This is a genomic window from Kitasatospora sp. NBC_01266 (assembly GCF_036242395.1).
In the GTDB taxonomy this organism is placed as follows: Bacteria; Actinomycetota; Actinomycetes; order Streptomycetales; family Streptomycetaceae; genus Kitasatospora.
In genome coordinates this window covers 6,986,892-7,004,827 of record NZ_CP108458.1, presented here as the reverse complement: position 1 = coordinate 7,004,827, position 17,936 = coordinate 6,986,892, and the positions used below count along the sequence as shown (strand labels likewise).

The following is a 17,936-nucleotide window of genomic DNA, read 5'->3' as shown; positions in this document are numbered from 1 at the left end:
CTTCTGCCACACCATCTCCAGCAGGTCCGCCGATAACCGCGCATCCTGTGGAAGCCCTACAAGCCCTGGAGCACACAGCCGCTCAATCCCGGGCCGCCACCCCAGCCGCCGGCTGGGAGGTTTCCTACAACGACAGCGGGCCGCCCGCCGGAGTCGGCAGACGGCCTGTCGGGCACCCCTCAGGCGGCAGCCAGTTCGGCCCACTTGATCGACACGCGCTTGTGGCCGTCGAACCCCCGGACACCCCGGACACCCTTGGTGATCACCACACGGTCAATGGCCAGCCGGAGCAGGTCCCGCCGAAGCGGCAAGTCGGCAGCCTCCCACGCCTCCCGCGCCCACCGGTGCTCCAGCAGGAACCCGATCTCCAGCGGCCCGCCGCCCGAAAGCTCCGTAACCCGCTCCTGCGCTGTGACCAACCGGGCCTCGGCCTCGGCAACCAGTCGGGGGAAGTGCTTCCCCATCGCGCCGCTGTAGAGCCCCGCTGCGTGCGCTTCCGCGAGCCGCTGTACGCCCGCCTCAGCGGCTTTCAGTGCGCCTCTGGCCTCCTCCAGCTCCCGCGTCTCATCCGGGTGCTGGTGGGCCGCCCAGCGTTGCGCCACGACAGCCAGCAACTCCAGGTCATCCGGGTTCTCCGGGTCCGCCGTGGTCAGCCGGGCGAGCCACATCCGAGTGACGAACTCCTCCAGCGGCAGGCGGCTGACTGACACCGGGGCCGGGCACAGCTTGCCCTGCGTATGCCAGGAGCAGACGTGATTGCGGCCGGTGGACGGCGCAGCCCCACCACAACCGCCGCACTCGGCAAGGTCAGTGAGCAGATGCCGCGCGGTCCCCTGCTTCGCGCCTTGCCCACGGATCGGCATCACGTGGCCTGCCAGCGCCCGGCGAGCCCGGTCCGCAAGGTCCTGCGGGACCAGCTCAACACCCTCGGCCACCACCGACACCCTGTCCCCGTTCGCGTCGCGGTATTCGACCGCGTGCCCTGGCACGCCCTTGCGGTTCGTCACCTGCCATCCCTGATAGGCGGGGTTGTAGATGATCCGGTGGATAGACGACACAGACCACTGACCACCGCGCGCGGGCCGACTCGCCCATGTGTCAGCGGCGTTCATCTCCCGCGCCGTCGCCCGACCAGACTTGCCGTCGGCGATGGTCTCGAACAGCCTCAGGACCGTCGCCCAGAGGTCAGCCTGCCCCGGCTTGAGCTTTCGCGTCTTCGGGTCCACGTCGAGCCCGTACGGGGCCCGCCCCAACCACTTGCCAGCGTTACGCTGCGTGGCCTTCGTGTCCCGGACGTTGTAGCTCAGCCGATCGGAATACTCGCGGGCCTGCTCAGCAGAGTCGATGATCCTCCGCCGGTCGCGGGGCTCGGCGGAGTCCAGCCGCTCATAGTCGAAGATCAGCCGCTTACCGGCGTCCAGGATCGGCACCACGTCCCCGGCACCCTTCCGGGACCACCGGTCCATGGCGTAGCACCACAGGGCAGGAACGTCGTCCGCTCGCAGCGCCGACAGGGCCTTGTCGAACTCCGGTCGCTTGATGTCCGACCATGCCGACAGGTTGTCCACCCATACCCGCCGGACCGTGTACCCGTGGTCATCCGCCCAGCGGCGGCCCCGGTCCTCCTGCGCCTGCACGGACAGCAGGTCGCGGGCTTCCCGCTCCCGAACGACCTTGGACTTCCGTAGGTACAGGTCGATTTCCTCGGCCATGCTCTGAGTCTCCGTGCGTTGCTGGAACCCCGCACGTCAGAGGAGATGCAGGGGTGTTCCAGCAACCGAGGCGGCCGATCTCGGGACGGAGATCTGCGCGTACGGCACGGCGGTGGTGATCAGTCCGGCGGGCTGACGGGAACATCCGGTCCCGCCCGTGATGTTTCACGGACGTGACTGTTGAAGGCGCAACTGAAGTCGACGTAGCCGTGCTCGGCGCGGGTCAGGCGGGCCTGTCCGCCGCCTACCACCTGCGCCGGCGCGGCTTCGCCCCGTTCGACGGCTTCGTGGTGCTGGACGCCGACCAGGCACCCGGCGGAGCCTGGGCGCACCGCTCCCCCTCGCTGCAAATGGCCACCGTGCACGGCTTTCACGACCTGCCCGACTTCGAGCTGCCGCCGCCGGACCCCACCGCCCCCGCGCGCGAGGTGGTGCCCGGCTACTTCGCCGCCTACGAGGCCCGCCACACGCTGCCGGTGGTGCGCCCCGCCAAGGTGAGCGCGGTGCGCGGCACGGGAGGCCGCCTGCTGGTGGAGTCCACCGCCGGCCTCTGGTCCGCCCGCGCCCTGATCAACGCCACCGGCACCTGGACCAGGCCCTTCCTCCCCCACTACCCGGGCCACTTCGCCGGCCGGCAGCTGCACTACGCCGACTACCGGGGCCCGGCTTCGTTCGCGGGACAGACGGTGGCCGTGGTCGGCGGCGGGGCCTCGGCGATCCAACTGCTCGCCGAACTCGGGGAGGTGGCCGAGACGGTGTGGGTCACCCGGCGCGAACCGGCTTTCCGCGAAGGCCCCTTCACCCCGCAGGCGGGACGCGCGGCGGTCGCCCTGGTGGAGGACAGGGTGCGCCAGGGACTGCCGGTGCGCAGCGTGGTGAGCGTGACGGGCCTCGGCCCCTCGGTGGCGCTGCACCGGGCGCGCGAGTTGGGCGTGCTGCACCGGCACCCGGTGTTCGACCGGCTGACGGAGCGCGGCATCGCCTGGGGCGCCCAGGAGATCGAGGTCGACGCGATCATCTGGGCCACCGGGTTTCGCCCCGAGGTCAGCCACCTGTCACCCCTCGGCCTGCGCGAACCCGGCGGCGGCATCCGCCTGGACGGCACCCGGGCGGTGGCCGACCCACGCGTGCACCTGGTCGGCTACGGGCCGTCCGCGAGCACCATCGGCGCGAACCGGGCGGGGCGGGCGGCGGTCGACGGGATCGTGCGGCTGCTCGGCGCACCCGTCGTTCAGCCCGCGCACACGCCCACCTCCCCCGTCATCGACCGGGCCGCCCTGATGAATCGACCCCTGTTCGATCACCAGTACGCTGATGACCTCCGAGTCAGGGCGACCTGACCCACCATCCACAGGGGGAACGATGTCGAAGCACCACGGCAGCACCAGGCTCAAGCAGACGCTGGGGGTTCTGGTGGCGGCCGCCACCGTCACGGTCATGATGCCCGCCGCGAACGCCTCCGCGGACGTGACGGACCCGCACACCGGTGACACGATCAGGAACGTCAACAGCAAGCTCTGCCTGGAGATTGCCGACTGGAGCACCAGCAACGGCGCCGCCGCCCGCCAGTGGCAGTGCACCGGCGGCGACAACCAGAAGTGGATCTTCAAGGACGGCCAGTTCGTGAACCTGCACAGCGGCCTCTGCCTGGAGATCGCCGACTGGAGCACCAGCGACGGCGCCGCCGCCCGCCAGTGGCAGTGCACCGGCGGCGACAACCAGAAGTGGGAGCCTGGCAACGCCAACTTCCCGGAGCAGTCCTCCGTGCTCGAGGACACGGTCTGGTTCGCCTACAACGTGCACAGCGCCAAGTGCCTGGAGATCCCCGCCTGGAGCACCGACTGGGGCACCCAGGCCGACCAGTGGGACCAGAACGGCGGCATCAACCAGCTGTGGGCCGTCGGCTCGGCCCCCATCTGGCAGTCCGCCACCTGACAGGCCGCCATCGAGGACGCCGCCGAGCGGGCCCCGCGGGCCGGCGGCGTCCTGGTCCGGGCGTCCTGGTCCGGCGGGCGGGGATCAGGCGTCGTAGTCCACGGTCACCTTGTCCGTCACCGGCCGGGCCTGGCAGGTGAGTACGTAGCCCGCCGCCAACTCCTTCTCCTCCAGGGCGAAGTTGCGGCGCATCTCCACCTCGCCCTCGGTGACCTGGGCCCGGCAGGTGCCGCAGACGCCGCCCTTGCAGGCGAACGGGAGGTCGGGGCGGGAGTGCTGGGCACCGTCGAGGACGCTGCGGTCGCGCGGCAGGCGCAGGGTGCTGCGGCGGCCGTCGAGGACTACGGTGACCTCGCTGGATCCCTCGGCGGGCGGCTCGTCGTCCGCGGCCCGCGCGGCGATCGGCTCGTCCTCGGCGTGGAAGAGTTCCTGGTGCACCGTCTGCGGTGCGACGCCGAGCGGGCCGGTCAGCAGTTCGCGGACCTCGGTCACCATCCCGTACGGGCCGCAGAGCCACCAGTGGCCGACGGCCCGTACGTCCACCAGCGCGGCCAGCAGGGTCCTGACCCGGTCGGTGTCCAGCCGGCCGCTGAGCAGTTCGGCGTCGCGGGCCTCGCGGGACAGGACGTGGAGCAGCTCGAAGCGGTCCAGGTAGCGGTCCTTGAGGTCGGCCAGCTCGTCGGCGAACATCACGGTGTCGCTGCGCCGGTTGCCGTACAGCAGTGTGACGCGCGACGAGGGGTGCGCGGCCAGCACGGTGCCGGCGATCGAGAGCATCGGGGTGATGCCGGAGCCGGCGGCGATCAGCACGTGGCGGGCCGGCACGCTCAGGTCGGCGGTGAACGCGCCGCTGGGCGGCAGCACCTCCACGGCGTCCCCGACGGCCGCGCGGCGCACCAGTTGCTCCGAGAAGAGCCCGCCGGGCACCTCGCGCACCGCGATCCGCAGCGCGCCGCCGACCGGGGTGCAGATCGAGTACGAGCGCCGTTCGTCGGCGCCGTCCACCAGTTGACGCAGCGTCAGGGTCTGGCCGGCCCGGAAGGTGAAGTCCTGCGTCAACTCGCCCGGCACCTCGAAGGTGACGGCCACCGCGTCGTCGCAGAGCCGGTCCAGGGCGGCGATCCGCAGGGGGTGGAACTGCGCACGGCGGGTCGCCATCAGATCTCCTTCATGCGTTCGAACGGCTCGCGGCAGGCCCGGCAGCGCCAGAGCGCCTTGCAGGCGGTGGAGCCGAACCGGGACAGCTCCTCGGTGTCGGCCGAGCCGCACTGCGGGCAGTCGACGGCCAGCCGGGTCCGCCCCAGTTGCAGCACCCCGGCCGAGGACGGCGACGGCGGTGCGATCCCGGCGGCGGCGAGCTTGGCCCGGCCGGCCGCCGTGATCAGGTCGGTGCTCCACGGCGGGTCGAGCCGCAGCCGCACCCGGACCTCGGTGAAGCCGGCCGCGCGCAGCCGCAGTTCCACGTCGGCGGCCATCTCGGCGACCGCCGGGCAGCCGGAGTAGGTCGGGGTGAGCCAGGCGGTCACCGCGTCGCCGTCCTGCTCGACCCCGGCCAGCACGCCGAGGTCGGCCAGCGTGAGCATGGGCAGTTCGGGGTCGGGCACGGCGCCCGCGATCCGGGCGGCGTCCCGGTCGGCCAGGGTGCTCACCATGTCGCCCCCGGGTGCTCCCGGGCCACGCTCTGCAGCTCGGCCAGCAGCGGCCCGAGCGCCTCGGTGTGCACGCCGTCGCGCCCGGCCCGGCCGCCGATCCGGGCCAGCGGCCCGACGGTGGGCACCGCCAGGGTGGCCTCGGCGATCACGGCGGCCAGCTCGGCCAGCACCGGCTCGCGCAGCTCGGCGGGGTCGAGCCCGAGCCGCAGCTCCACCTCGTGCGCGGTGAACAGCTCGTCGAGCAGCGGCCAGGCCGCGTCGAGGCCGGCCTGCATCCGCTGCGCCGAGTACGCGGTGCCGTCGCCCAGCCGCAGCGTCCAGGCGCTGGCGTACTCCTGGTGGTAGGCCAGCTCCTTGACGCCACGCGCGGCGACCGCCGCGAGCACCGGGTCCGGACCGCCGGCCAGCCGCTGGTAGAGCGCGCGGCGGGCGGTGGCGAAGAGCAGCAGCCGGGCGATCGAGAACGCGAAGTCGCCGTTCGCCAGCTCGACCAGGCGCACGTTGCGGAACTCGTGCTCGGCGCGCCAGTACGCGAAGTCGTCCTCGGTGCGCCCGCTGCCGTCCGCCTGCCCGGCCCGGGTGAGCAGCAGGCGGGCCTGGCCGAGCAGGTCGAGGCCGAGGTTGGCCAGCGCCACCTCCTCCTCCAGCTCGGGTGCCCTGGTGCACCACTCGATCAGCCGCTGGGCGAGGATCAGCGCGTCGTCGCCGAGCAGCTGGCAGTAGAGCGAGAGGTCGGCTCCGTCGACGTCCGGCGGCACGGTGGTGTCGACGCCGAGCAGCGGGTCGGCGAAGCCGGTGCCGTAGGCCCAGCGGGCCTCGGCCTCGTGATCGCCCTCGGCGAGCGTCAGGTAGACGTGGTCATCGGTGGTCATCGGGTCCCCCGGATCAGATGTGCGGGACATCCTCGGGGATGTCGTAGAAGGTGGGGTGGCGGTAGACCTTGTCGCCGCTGGGCGCGAAGAACGGGTCGCGCTCGTCGGGCGCGGAGGCGGTGATCGCCGAGGAGCGGACCACCCAGAGGCTGACCCCCTCGTTGCGGCGGGTGTAGAGGTCACGGGCGGCGAGCAGCGCCATCCGGTCGTCGGGGGCGTGCAGCGAACCGACGTGGACGTGGTTCAGGCCACGCCGCGGCCGGACGAAGACCTCGTAGAGCGGCCAGGACTGGTCAGACATCGGACTCCTCACGCTTCTTCGCATAGGCCACGGCCGCCTCGCGGACCCAGCCGCCCTCCTCGTGGGCGGCCCGGCGGCGGTCGATCCGCTGGGTGTTGCACGGCCCCTGGCCCTTGATCACCCGCATCAGCTCGGACCAGTCCGGCTCGCCGAAGTCCCAGCTGCCGCGCTCCTCGTTCCAGCGCAGCTCGGGGTCGGGCAGGGTGACGCCGAGGTGCTGCGCCTGGGGCACCGTCATGTCGACAAATCGCTGTCGCAGCTCGTCGTTGGTGTGCCGCTTGATCCGCCAGGCCATCGACTGCGCGGTGTTCGGCGAGTCGCCGTCCGGCGGGCCGAACATCATCAGGGACGGCCACCACCAGCGGTCCACCGCGTCCCGGACCATCCGCTGCTGGCCCTCGGTGCCGCGCATCAGGGTCATCAGCAGCTCGTAGCCCTGCCGCTGGTGGAAGGACTCCTCCTTGCAGACCCGCACCATGGCCCGCGCGTACGGGCCGTAGCTGCAGCGGCAGAGCGGGACCTGGTTGCAGATCGCCGCACCGTCCACCAGCCAGCCGATCACGCCGACGTCGGCGAAGTTCAGCGTCGGGTAGTTGAAGATCGAGGAGTACTTCTGCCGGCCGCTGATCAGCTTCTCGGTCAGCTCCGCGCGGTCCACCCCGAGGGTCTCGGCCGCCGCGTAGAGGTAGAGGCCGTGGCCGGCCTCGTCCTGGGCCTTGGCGAGCAGGATCGCCTTGCGGCGCAGCGAGGGGGCCCTGGTCAGCCAGTTGCCCTCGGGCTGCATGCCGATGATCTCGGAGTGCGCGTGCTGGGCGATCTGACGGATCAGGGTGGCCCGGTACGCGTCCGGCATCCAGTCGCGCGGCTCGATCCGCTGCTCGGCGGCGATCACCGCCTCGAAGCGCTCGGCCGGCTCGGCGGGCACTCCGGGCTCGGCGGCGCCGGCCGCTTGCACTGCCACCATGACGATTCCTCCCGACTGACCGTTCGGTCGGTTCCATTGTGTAGCCATCGGCGCACGGATGACAAGGACCCCCCGCTGAACAGCCGCAACGCCGAGGGCGAGCCGACCGTGCGGCTCGCCCTCGGCACTGCGCTCACTCGGGAACGCGCTCGCTCAGGAACGCGCCCACTCGGGAACGCGCTCGCTCAGGAACGCCGTCGCACCGCCTCCGGTGCCGCGCCGCTGCGCGGGCGCAGCCGGGGCAGCGGCACCGCGAGCAGCCCGGCCAGCAGCGCGATCCGCGGCGCCAGCTGGTCCAGCTCGATGTGCTCGTCACGCGCGTGCGGACCGGCGCCGACCGCGCCCAGCCCGTCCAGCGTGGGCAGCCCGCGGGCGCCCGCCAGGTTGGTGTCCCCCGCCCCGCCGGCCGGGGCGCCGTCCAGCTGCTGGCCGAGCGCGGCGGCCAGCGAGCGCACGTGGTGCAGCAGCGCGTTGCCGCCGGAGCGCTCGGGCCAGGCCGGCCGGCTGGAGAGCACCTCGGTGGTGATCAGCGCGCCCGGACGCAGCGCGGTCAGGTGCGCCAGGCTGTCCAGCGTGCTGCGCTGCGCCTCCGGGGTGGCGAACCGCAGGCCCAGTTCGGCCTCGGCCTGCCCGGCCACCACGTTCGCCCGGGTGCCGCCGCGGATCCGGCCGGTGTTCAGCTCGGTGCCTGGCTGGTGCCCCAGCTGGTCGCGGACCGCGACCAGCTGGTCGACCAGTTCGTCCACCGCCGAGGTGCCGTCCTCGGGGTGGCTGCCGGCGTGCGCCTCGTGGCCGGTGACGGTGAGCCTGACCCGGCTGACCCCTCGGCGGGCGGTCTTCAACCGGCCGTCCTCGTGCGGCGGTTCCAGGCCCAGGACGGCGGCGGCGCCGGGGAGCTGGCGCTCCACCACGCGGCGGCCGTCCGGGCTGCCGACCTCCTCGTCCGAGGTCACCACCACGCGCACCGAGTGGTACGGGCGCAGGCCGAGGTCGGCGAGGAGGGCGAAGGCGCCTTCGAGGAGGGCCAGGCCGCCCTTCATGTCGAGCACGCCAGGGCCGCTGAGCACACCGTCGTGCTCGGTCACCGGCCAGTCCGCCAGGATGCCGGCGGGCCAGACGGTGTCGTGATGGCCGACGAAGAGCAGGTGCGGCAGGTCCTCGTGCTGGCCGCGCCAGTTCAGCAGCAGATGGTCGCCGGCCGCGCCCCGCTCCCGGCGCACCTCGGCGCCGGTGGCGCGGTAGCCGGCCGACAGTTCCTCGGCCAGCGCGTCGAGCCGCTCGGCGTCACCGCTCGGCGACTCGATCCGGGCCAGGTCCGCGCAGCGGCGGCGGACGGCGCCGGAGAGCGTGCGGGCCCGCGCGACGAGGGTGTCCGGGAGGGTGGGCAGCGCCTCGTCCTCGACACCCGGTCCGGTGCCTGAGACCGGGTCGGCTGACACCGGGTCGGCGGCGGGGCCGTCGGGGGTCGGCCCGTCGGCGGTCGGCAGGGCGGTCGGCAGCGACGTCGAGGTCGTGGTGTGCGGGCTCACCGAACACCTCCGCGGCGGCATCCCGTACTCAGCGCACCGGGCGCCACCGGTCGGCCGCCGTGGCCGACCGTGACGGCCCGGGCCCGACCGGCGGCCGGCGGACAGCAGACCGGGGCGGCGACCGGGCGACACCCCATCGCTCGCCGGTGGCCCACCGGGCCTGGGCCGGCCGCCGGCCGGCGGTTCGCCTGCGGTACGACGGCGGGTGGCCGAAGGGTGTGTGGTGCGATGGAACGACTGCTCGACATACGTCCTCCTCGCTCGATCCGGCGGTCCCGGTGCGACCGGGACCCCCGTGGGCAGCGGCCTCCAGGTTGCGGCGTGGGTGACACCGTGGCAGGGGAAGCCGAAGTGAGCCTAGAAGAACGCGTCGGTTTCCGGCGAGGTGGCCCATGCCGCGGACCGGACCGGGGGCGTGCGCGGGCTCGCCAGAGGTTGCTGGCGGGGTATCGGGGCGCGGCTGTTGGCACGTCGCGGCGCTCGGACCCGGACCGGCCGGAGCGGGCGCGGTCACCGGATCGCGCCCACCCCTCCACGATGGACCCGCCGCGACGCTTCAGCATGGCGAATCGCCCTTGCCGCACCGATCCACGCCGGATGGGTGACGGCCGCCCCGGCCCCGGGCGCGGCCGGGTGCCTCGGCAGGCGTCAGGGCGGACCCGGCGGCGGTGGATCACCGATGATGGGCAGCGCTGAGCAACCGTCAGCAGAGCAGCCGAGCAGCACCGGGAGATCTTCGAATGACCGTGACCGTGCGTGACAACCCGTCGGCGAACCGCTTCGAGGCGCAGGTGGACGGCGTGGCGGCGGGCTTCGCCGAGTACATCCGCACCGACAGCCTGGTGGTCTACCCGCACACCGTGGTCGACCCGGCCTTCGAGGGGCAGGGGGTGGGCGGCACGCTGGCCCGGACGGCGCTGGACGACGCGCGCCGGCGCGGGCTGGGCGTGCTGGCGACCTGCCCGTTCATCCACGGCTGGATGGAGCGCCACCCCGACTACCAGGACCTCGCGTACGAGAACCGGAGCAGCGTCCGCGACTGAGCGCGCCCGGCCCAGGACCGGGGGCCGCCCGGGTGTCGGGGCGGGCCGGCCGGCCCGCCCCGACACCTGGTCAGCCGACCTTGACCAGCTGCCAGCTCTGGTTGGCACCGCCGTTCGGCGGCCACTGGATCGCCTGGGCGCCCATCAGCAGCGACGCCCCGTCGATGTCGGCGAGATCGCCGTCCGAGCGCGACTCCAGCGTGTATCCGCCGTTGCCCGCCGGGACCACCAGCCACTGCTGGTTGGTCCCGCCGTTCGGCGTCCAGAGGTCGAGCTGGGTACCGGGCATCGGGCTGACGTTCGGCACGTCGAGCGCCTTGCCGCTGGCCACGCCGGTGACGGTGTAGTAGCCGTCGCCGGTGCTGGTCAGCCGCCACTGCTGGTTGGTACCGCCGTTGCCCGGCCACTGGATGACCGGGGTGCCGTCGGCGGTGCCCTGGTTGGCGGCGTCCAGCAGCTGGCCGCTGTTGCCGTTGACCAGCTGGTAGGTGCCGTCCAGCGGGGTGCTGCTGCCCGGGGTGATGGACAGGTTGCTGAACTGGGCGTTGTAGTAGCCGCCGGTGCCCAGCGCGATCTGGCCGGCGCCGTAGCTGCTGTCGGTGACGGTGGCCAGCGTGCTGCCGTCGAGCGTCGCGGTGATGGTGCTGCCCTGGAAGCTCAGCGCCAGGTGGTGCCAGGTGTTCAGGCCCAGTGCGGGGACGGTCCCGGAGGCGAGGGTGGTGAAGGTCCAGCCCTGGCCGTCCTTGAGGATCGTCCAGGCGCCGTTGTCGCCGACCCGCAGGTTGTAGGCGTTCAGGCCGTTGTTGTTGCGGCCCTGGGTGCCGACCCGGCCGAGCAGTTCGGCGGTGCCGGACTGCTCGAGCAGCGCGTCGGTGCTGACCGTGTAGTTGGTCCAGCTCAGGTCGCCCATGGTGGCGTACGGCTGGTCGGCGGTCTCGTCGGTCCACCGGATCGGGGTGGTCGGGGCCTGCTGGCGCAGGCAGTTCCCGGGGCGGCCGCCGGCGCAGGGCTCGGTCTCGAAGGCGCCGTTCATGGTGCTGAAGTAGCGGGCCTCCTGACCGGTGCCGGTACCGGCCAGGCTGTCCTGGTAGGGCAGCGCGAGCAGGCCGCGCTGCGGGGAGGTGGCGGTGCTGGCGCCCTGGCCGGTGGTGGTGGTCACGGTGTAGATCTGGCCGGGCTGCAGGGTCAGCCGGTAGCTGCCGTCGGCGCCGGGGGTCAGGTCCGGGCCCGGGACCAGGTGGGCGGTAGCGGCGCCGGAGGACAGGTCGGTGGACCAGACGTGCAGCGCACCGCCGGGCAGGCCGCCGGCGACCTGGAGGGTCACGTCCTGCGGGCCGGTGGCGTCCATCGTCTCGAAGACGGTGCTCCAGGCGCCGCGGTCGGGCGAGGCGTAGCTGACGTAGCTGCCGTTGGCCCGGTTGCCGGCCAGGTAGCCGGAGGCGGTGTCCAGGTACTGCCAGCCGGGGGCGGTGAACTGGGTGGTCTGCGCGATGGCCCAGGTGCTGCTGCCGACCGCGTAGGCGCCGGACCACGGCTGGTTGGCCGTGACCAGGCCCATCGTGTTGAACCCGAGGTTGGGGTAGATGCCCGCGACCAGCGGCCAGTTGATGAAGGCGGTCAGCTTGGCGTCCAGGTAGCCGCGGTTGAGCCCGCGGGCGATCGGGGCGGCGCCGGTGTCGGCGTCCTCGGAGCCGTTCTCGCTGGCCCACAGCTGCTTGCCGGTGGCCAGCGCGTCGGGCGTGCTGCTGCAGCTGGTCATCGCCGACATGTAGCCGCAGGGGTAGTGGGTGCCGACGATGTCGACGGCGTTGTCCAGCGCGGAGTCGGTGCGCATCGCGGTGGCGATCGCCCAGGTGTCGTCGGCGCCGACCACCTTGGTGGAGCCGAAGCCCTTGGCGGCGAGGGTGGCGTGCAGGTTCTCGTACCAGGCGGCGTTGTAGCCGCGCTCGTTCCAGCCGCCGAGGTAGTCGATGGTCAGGTTGTGCTGCTTGGCGCAGCCGAGCCAGGAGACCAGGTAGTCGATCATGTCCTGGGACCAGAAGTTGCCGTTGCCGATCCAGCCGGGAGCGCCCCAGGAGAGGGCGTAGAGCTTGATCCCCGGGTTGCGGGCCTTGGCCTGCTCCATCAGCCACCACTCGTAGCCGTTGTCGCAGTCGATGGTGCCCCGGGTGTGCTCGATGGAGGACTCGGCGCCGTCGGTGGAGTTGGTGTCGCCGCCGATCTCCACCTTGAGGATCTGCAGCGCGGCGCCCTGGCCGGGGGTGAAGAGGTCGTCGAGGATCTGGCTGCGCTGCGGTTCGGGGTAGTCGACCAGCAGGCGCGAGTTGCCGCCGCCGCCGCTGATCGCGCCGACGCCGTCGAAGGTGCGGCCGGGTGAGGTGCCGTCGACGGTGACGGCGGTGGGGGCGATCGCGGCGGGGGCGGCGGCGCGGGGGCTCGCGGGGGCGGCGGCGCGGGTGGGGGTCGGGGTGGCCGCGGCCGTGGGGGTGGGCGCGGCCTGGGCGCGGCTGGTGAGCAGGGCCAGGCAGAGCGCGAGGACGGCCAGGGTGACCGGGGCGACGCCACGGGGGCGGGGGGTGCGGTGGCGCGGTGTTCGGGAGCGGGGCGTTCGGGAGCGGGGCGTTCGGGAGCTTCGGGAACTCGGAGTTCGGGGGTCGGTTCGCATCTGGGTGCAGTCCTCCCGTGGTTCGCCGTGGGGGATTGTGCGCGAAGGGCGCGGCAAAGCAAACGCAACTGAGCAAAATCACACAGTAGGGTTGCAATGACTGACCGTCAAGGATCGTGCACGGGATGACAGTTGAGCGCGTCGGGCGGGAGGGTGGCCGAGGCCGGAGAACAGATGACCGATGACAGTTATTGAAATCTGTCAGCCGTCATGCCAAAGTTGTCATCGAAGGCACCCGCCAGACCCCCCGCACCACCCCACGGAGCCCCAGATGACCGCCATCAGCACCCGCAAGCTCGGCCGCACCGGCCCCACCACCTCCGCCCTCGGCCTGGGCGCGATGGGCATGTCCGACCTCTACGGCCCGGCCGACGAGGCCGAGAGCATCGCGACCATCCACGCCGCCCTGGACGCCGGGGTCACCCTGATCGACACCGGCGACTTCTACGGCATGGGCCACAACGAACTGCTGATCCACGACGCGCTGCGCGGCCGCGACCGCGAGTCCGTCCAGCTCAGCGTGAAGTTCGGCGCCCAGCGCGGCCCGGACGGCTCCTGGCTCGGCTACGACGCCAGCCCCGCCGGCACCAAGACCGCCCTCGCCTACACGCTGCGCCGCCTGCGCACCGACTACATCGACGTCTACCGCCCGGCCCGGCTCGACCCGAACGTCCCGGTCGAGGAGACCGTGGGTGCCATCGCCGACCTGGTGAAGGCCGGCTACGTGCGCCACATCGGCCTCTCCGAGGTCGGCGCCGCCACCCTGCGCCGGGCCACCGCGGTGCACCCGATCAGCGACCTGCAGATCGAGTACTCGCTGCTCTCCCGCGGCCCGGAGGCCGAGGTGCTGCCCGTCGCCCGCGAGCTGGGCATCGGCGTCACCGCCTACGGCGTGCTCTCCCGCGGCCTGCTCGGCGGCCACTGGACGCCGCAGCGCGAGCTGGCCGGCACCGACTTCCGCGGCTTCAGCCCCCGCTTCCAGGGCGAGAACCTGACCCACAACCTCAGCCTGGTCGAGGCGCTGCGCGCGATCGCCGAGGCCAAGGGCGCCACCGTGGCCCAGGTGGCGATCGCCTGGGTCGCCGGGCGCGGCGAGGACATCGTGCCGCTGGTCGGCGCCCGCCGCCGGGAGCGGCTCAGTGAGGCGCTCGGCGCGCTCGACCTGCACCTCGACGCCGCCGACCTCGCGGCCATCGAGGCAGCCGTGCCCGCCGGTGCCGCCGCCGGTGAGAGGTACGCTGCCGCACAGATGGCCCACCTCGACAGCGAGCAGAGCGCGCACAGCGCGCCCCGCGAGCACTGAGTCGAGCAGCGGCCTCCCGGGGCGCCGACCGCCCCGGGAGCCGTGCGGGCCCCGCGACAGCCCACGCCGTCGGCCGCCGGCCGTCAGCGGCACCCGCCGGACCAGATAGGACGTAGCACTCCGTGACCAGCGACACCACCCTCACCCCCGAGCAGATCCTCAGCGCTGCCGAGGACGTGCTGCGGCGGTTCGGCCCGGCCAAGGCCACCGTGGTGGACATCGCGCGCACCCTCGGGGTCAGCCACGGCAGCGTCTACCGGCACTTCCCCAGCAAGGCCGCGCTGCGCGAGGCGGTCACCCAGCGCTGGCTGGACCAGGAGCACGAGAGTCTGCAGGCGATCACCGTGGAGACCGGCTCGGCCGGCGAGCGGCTGCACCGCTGGCTGGCCACCCTCTTCGCGGCCAAGCGCAAGAAGGCGCTGGACGACCCGGAGCTCTTCGCCACCTACCTCGTCCTGGTCGGCGAGAACAGCCACACCGTGGACGGGCACCTGGACACGCTCACCGCACAGCTCGCACATATCATCCAGGACGGCATCTGGCAGGGTGAGTTCAGCGCTGTCCCGGTCGCGCCCACAGCCCGCTCGGTGTTCCAGGCCACCGCGCACTTCCACGACCCGGGGCACGCCGGCGAGTGGGCCGACGAGCGCCGCGCGATCGCCGACTTCGAGTCGCTCTGGTCCCTGCTGCATGCGGGTCTGCGCGGCAAGTGGGGCAACGGCGAGCCCGCGCCCCGCCCCGCGAAGAAGTGACCGGCGGCACAGGTAACGCAGTACTGACGGTTCGTCAACCCGAGGAACGACCGGTTTGCCCTGGATAAAACCCACTGGCCAACCCGGTTGAGCATTTCATCCAGGTAAAGGATCGCTCCGGCGCCTTGCCGCCTGTCAGCAACGCCCACTAGCGTCAGCCCCACACCGGCCCGCACCACACTGCGGCCAGGTGTGGGGCCTTTCGCTGTCATGGACTTGACATCCTCTCGGATGTCATGAACGTGCCAGTGTCTGCCCCGAGTCCGCGCGCTCGCTCCCCCACCCGCGTGCGCGGCCCCCCGACAGGCGGGCCCGTCACGCCGTATTGATCAGCGCCTCAGCAGTACCGCGCGCGACTCGCCGGCTGTGCCGTTCGGCACCGCCCGCACCACCGCACCGCCCGTGCCATCCGCACCGCCCGTGCCATCCGCACCGCCCCCACTGCCCGCACCGCTCACGGCATGCGCCCGCGAGCGGTGCGTCCGGCCTGCGGCCACCAGCCGCCGGGCCGTCCGCACGTGCCGAGATCCACCAGCACGGGCCCGCCCCGGCCCCGGCCGTACCCCAGGCCGACCAGGCGCGGCCCCGACCCCCACGGAGGGTTCGACCTTGCGCACCCACACCTCGGCCGGTCCACGCCAGCGCAAGCTGCGCGCGCTGACCGCCGTCCTGCCCACCACGGCACTCGCCGCCCTGGGCCTGCTCGCCCCGACCGCCCACGCGGCCGACGCGCAGAGCACCGCCAACGCCCAGGTCGCCGTCAAGCACCTGTGCGCCGCCCCGACGCACCCGGGCCAGATGGCCTGTCTGGCGCTGGCCCGCACCAACGTGGTGCAGCCGCACGCCTTCGCCCTGCACGCGGTCTCCCCGAACGCGACCCCGTCCGGCTACGGCCCCAGCGACCTGCAGAGCGCGTACAGCCTGCCGGCCAACGGCGGCAGCGGGCAGACCATCGCGATCGTCGACGCGCAGGACGACCCGAACGCCGAGTCGGACATGGGCGTCTACCGCTCCCAGTTCGGCCTGCCGGCCTGCACCACCGCGAACGGCTGCTTCAAGAAGATCGCCGAGGACGGCAGCACCAACTACCCGACCGGCGACACCGGTTGGGCGGGCGAGATCTCGCTGGACCTGGACATGGTCTCGGCCGTGGCGCCCAACGCGCACATCATCCTGGTCGAGGCGACCTCGGCGAACATGAGCGACCTGGGCACCGCGGTCAACCAGGCCGTGTCGCAGGGCGCGAAGTTCGTCTCCAACAGCTACGGCGGCTCCGAGGACTCCACCGACACCTCCTCGGACACCCAGTACTTCAACCACCCGGGCGTGGCCATCACGGTCTCCGCCGGTGACGGTGGTTACGGCGCCGAGTACCCGGCCTCCTCGCAGTACGTCACGGCGGTCGGCGGCACCTCGCTGAGCAAGGCCTCCAACACGCGCGGCTGGACCGAGTCGGTCTGGAACACCAGCAGCACCGAGGGCACCGGTTCCGGCTGCTCGGCCTACGACCCCAAGCCCACCTGGCAGACCGACAGCGGCTGCGGCAACCGCACCGTCGCCGACGTCTCCGCGGTCGCCGACCCGGCCACCGGCGTCGCGGTCTACCAGACCTACGGCGGCACGGGCTGGGACGTGTACGGCGGCACCAGCGCCTCCTCGCCGATCATCGCCAGCGTCTACGCCGACGCCGGCACCCCCGGGGCCAGCGACTACCCGTCGTCCTACCCGTACGCCCACACCTCCTCGCTGAACGACGTGACCAGCGGCAGCAACGGCACCTGCTCGCCGACCTACCTCTGCACCGCGGGCACCGGCTACGACGGCCCGACCGGCTGGGGCACCCCCAACGGCCTGGCGGCGTTCACCGCGGGCGGCAGCACCGGTGGCAACACCGTCACGGTGACCAGCCCGGGCAACCAGACCACCGCCTCGGGCAGCGCGGTCAGCCTGCAGGTCAAGGGCTCTGACTCGGCCTCGGGCCAGACCCTGAGCTACTCGGCCAGCGGCCTGCCGACCGGTCTGTCGATCAGCTCCTCGGGCCTGATCTCCGGCACCGCCAGCACCGCCGGCACCTACAACGTGACCGTCACCGCCAAGGACGCCACCGGCGCCACCGGTTCGGCGAGCTTCACCTGGACCGTCAGCGGCTCGGGCGGCACCTGCACCGGCGGCGGCCAGCTGCTCGGCAACCCCGGCTTCGAGACCGGTAGCGCCTCGCCGTGGACCGCGACCGCGGGTGTCATCAACAGCGACACGACCGACGAGCCCGCGCACTCGGGCAGCTACGACGCCTGGCTGGACGGCTACGGCGCCGCCCACACCGACACCCTGTCGCAGACCGTCACCGTCCCGGCCAACTGCTCGGCGAACTTCAGCTTCTGGCTGCACATCGACACCGCCAAGACCGGCAGCACCGCCCAGGACAAGCTGACCGTGACCGCCAACGGCACCACGCTGGCCACCTACAGCAACCTGAACGCCAACACCGGCTACACGCAGGAGTCGTTCAACCTCAACTCCTACGCCGGCAAGAGCGTCACCCTGAAGTTCAGCGGCGTGGAGAACTCCTCCTCCGCGCAGACCAGCTTCGTGGTCGACGACACGGCGCTGAACGCCAGCTGACGCAACGTCAGTAGTCTCCGCTCACTGAGCAACCCGAGGGCCGTGGCCGAGTGCCACGGCCCTTCGGGCTGTCCGGCAGGCGCTGCCGGGGTGGGTCGCGCAGCTGAACAGCTGAACGGCCGGGGGCGGTCAGCGGCGGGAGTTGCCGAACAGCAGCCGGTAGATGATCAGCAGCACCAGCGAGCCCACGATGGCCGAGCCCCAGGTCGCGAGGTCGAAGAAGTGCTTGGGCACCGGCCGGTGCAGGAAGTGCACCGACAGCCAGCCGCCGACGAACGAGCCGGCCACGCCGATCAGCGTGGTGATGATGAAGCCGCCCGGGTCGCGCCCGGGCAGCAGCAGCTTGGCGATGCCCCCGGCCAGCAGACCCAGCAAGATCCAACCGACGATTCCCATGTCCCTGTGCCCCTCTCTTCCACACTGCTAAGCACCGCCCCGGTCACCCGGCCCACGCGGTGACCTGCCGGTGGAGACGCGCACCGACCCTCCCGCGGTTGCCGACCCGGGATCGGCGCTCTCTGCGCTCACCTCCGTCGGCTACCCGGTCACCGCCGGGTCATGGCATCGGTCCGTACATGAGAGAACT

The 17,936-nt window shown here is 72.6% G+C and carries 15 protein-coding genes; 6 read left to right on the top strand and 9 right to left on the bottom strand.

Annotation, left to right across the window (positions count from 1 at the left end; all coding sequences use genetic code 11):
- Nucleotides 1-179: 179 nt before the first annotated feature.
- Nucleotides 180-1,712 carry a recombinase family protein gene (locus OG403_RS30110; protein ID WP_329569941.1) on the bottom strand — a complete coding sequence of 511 codons (1,533 nt, stop codon included), beginning with the start codon at nucleotides 1,710-1,712 and terminating at the stop codon, nucleotides 180-182.
- A 173-nt stretch (nucleotides 1,713-1,885) separates the two neighbouring features.
- Here OG403_RS30110 and OG403_RS30105 point away from each other — a divergent pair, with 173 nt between their 5' ends.
- Both OG403_RS30105 and OG403_RS30100 read left to right on the top strand, forming a co-directional pair.
- The gene (locus tag OG403_RS30105) at nucleotides 1,886-3,052 is read left to right on the top strand and encodes an NAD(P)-binding domain-containing protein (protein WP_329569939.1); all 1,167 of its coding nucleotides are present in this window, start codon (nucleotides 1,886-1,888) and stop codon (nucleotides 3,050-3,052) included.
- Nucleotides 3,053-3,074: 22 nt separating this feature from the next.
- On the top strand, nucleotides 3,075-3,647 hold the full coding sequence (locus tag OG403_RS30100) for an RICIN domain-containing protein (RefSeq protein ID WP_329569937.1): 573 nt from the start codon (nucleotides 3,075-3,077) through the stop codon (nucleotides 3,645-3,647).
- An 84-nt stretch (nucleotides 3,648-3,731) separates the two neighbouring features.
- On the opposite strand, the gene paaE is transcribed toward OG403_RS30100, so the two are convergent.
- From paaE to OG403_RS30070, 6 genes are all read right to left on the bottom strand, one after another.
- Nucleotides 3,732-4,805 carry a 1,2-phenylacetyl-CoA epoxidase subunit PaaE gene (gene paaE, locus OG403_RS30095; protein WP_329569936.1) on the bottom strand — a complete coding sequence of 358 codons (1,074 nt, stop codon included), beginning with the start codon at nucleotides 4,803-4,805 and terminating at the stop codon, nucleotides 3,732-3,734.
- Nucleotides 4,805-5,299, bottom strand: a complete 495-nt coding sequence (paaD, locus tag OG403_RS30090; RefSeq protein ID WP_329569934.1) for a 1,2-phenylacetyl-CoA epoxidase subunit PaaD — start codon at nucleotides 5,297-5,299, stop codon at nucleotides 4,805-4,807. Before paaD ends, paaE begins: the two co-directional genes overlap by 1 nt.
- Nucleotides 5,293-6,171, bottom strand: coding sequence for a 1,2-phenylacetyl-CoA epoxidase subunit PaaC (gene paaC, locus OG403_RS30085; RefSeq protein ID WP_329569933.1), 879 nt, complete (start codon nucleotides 6,169-6,171; stop codon nucleotides 5,293-5,295). The genes paaD and paaC overlap by 7 nt, the downstream gene beginning before the upstream one ends.
- 13 nt (nucleotides 6,172-6,184) lie before the next feature.
- Entirely contained in the window at nucleotides 6,185-6,472 is a 288-nt protein-coding gene (gene paaB / locus OG403_RS30080) for a 1,2-phenylacetyl-CoA epoxidase subunit PaaB (RefSeq protein ID WP_329569931.1), read from the bottom strand.
- Nucleotides 6,465-7,436, bottom strand: a complete 972-nt coding sequence (gene paaA / locus OG403_RS30075; protein ID WP_329569929.1) for a 1,2-phenylacetyl-CoA epoxidase subunit PaaA — start codon at nucleotides 7,434-7,436, stop codon at nucleotides 6,465-6,467. Before paaA ends, paaB begins: the two co-directional genes overlap by 8 nt.
- Nucleotides 7,437-7,621: 185 nt before the next feature.
- Nucleotides 7,622-8,965: a M20 family metallopeptidase gene (locus OG403_RS30070; protein WP_329569927.1), complete on the bottom strand. Its 1,344-nt coding sequence runs from the start codon at nucleotides 8,963-8,965 to the stop codon at nucleotides 7,622-7,624.
- A 740-nt stretch (nucleotides 8,966-9,705) separates the two neighbouring features.
- On the opposite strand from OG403_RS30070, the gene OG403_RS30065 reads away from it, so the two are divergent.
- Complete coding sequence (locus OG403_RS30065) at nucleotides 9,706-10,008, top strand: GNAT family N-acetyltransferase (RefSeq protein WP_329569925.1); 303 nt, start codon at nucleotides 9,706-9,708, stop codon at nucleotides 10,006-10,008.
- Between the two features lie 70 nt (nucleotides 10,009-10,078).
- Here the strand turns inward: OG403_RS30065 and OG403_RS30060 are convergent, their stop codons facing one another.
- The gene (locus OG403_RS30060) at nucleotides 10,079-12,673 is read right to left on the bottom strand and encodes an RICIN domain-containing protein (protein ID WP_329569923.1); all 2,595 of its coding nucleotides are present in this window, start codon (nucleotides 12,671-12,673) and stop codon (nucleotides 10,079-10,081) included.
- A 271-nt stretch (nucleotides 12,674-12,944) separates the two neighbouring features.
- On the opposite strand from OG403_RS30060, the gene OG403_RS30055 reads away from it, so the two are divergent.
- From OG403_RS30055 to OG403_RS30045, 3 genes are all read left to right on the top strand, one after another.
- A complete protein-coding gene (locus tag OG403_RS30055; protein ID WP_329569921.1) occupies nucleotides 12,945-13,976 on the top strand; it encodes an aldo/keto reductase in 1,032 nt (343 codons plus the stop codon).
- 122 nt (nucleotides 13,977-14,098) lie between these two features.
- Entirely contained in the window at nucleotides 14,099-14,728 is a 630-nt protein-coding gene (locus tag OG403_RS30050) for a TetR family transcriptional regulator (protein WP_329569919.1), read from the top strand.
- A gap of 609 nt (nucleotides 14,729-15,337) precedes the next feature.
- A complete protein-coding gene (locus tag OG403_RS30045) occupies nucleotides 15,338-17,350 on the top strand; it encodes a putative Ig domain-containing protein (RefSeq protein ID WP_329569917.1) in 2,013 nt (670 codons plus the stop codon).
- Between the two features lie 129 nt (nucleotides 17,351-17,479).
- On the opposite strand, the gene OG403_RS30040 is transcribed toward OG403_RS30045, so the two are convergent.
- Nucleotides 17,480-17,746 carry a GlsB/YeaQ/YmgE family stress response membrane protein gene (locus tag OG403_RS30040; RefSeq protein WP_329569915.1) on the bottom strand — a complete coding sequence of 89 codons (267 nt, stop codon included), beginning with the start codon at nucleotides 17,744-17,746 and terminating at the stop codon, nucleotides 17,480-17,482.
- Between the last annotated feature and the right edge of the window lie 190 nt (nucleotides 17,747-17,936).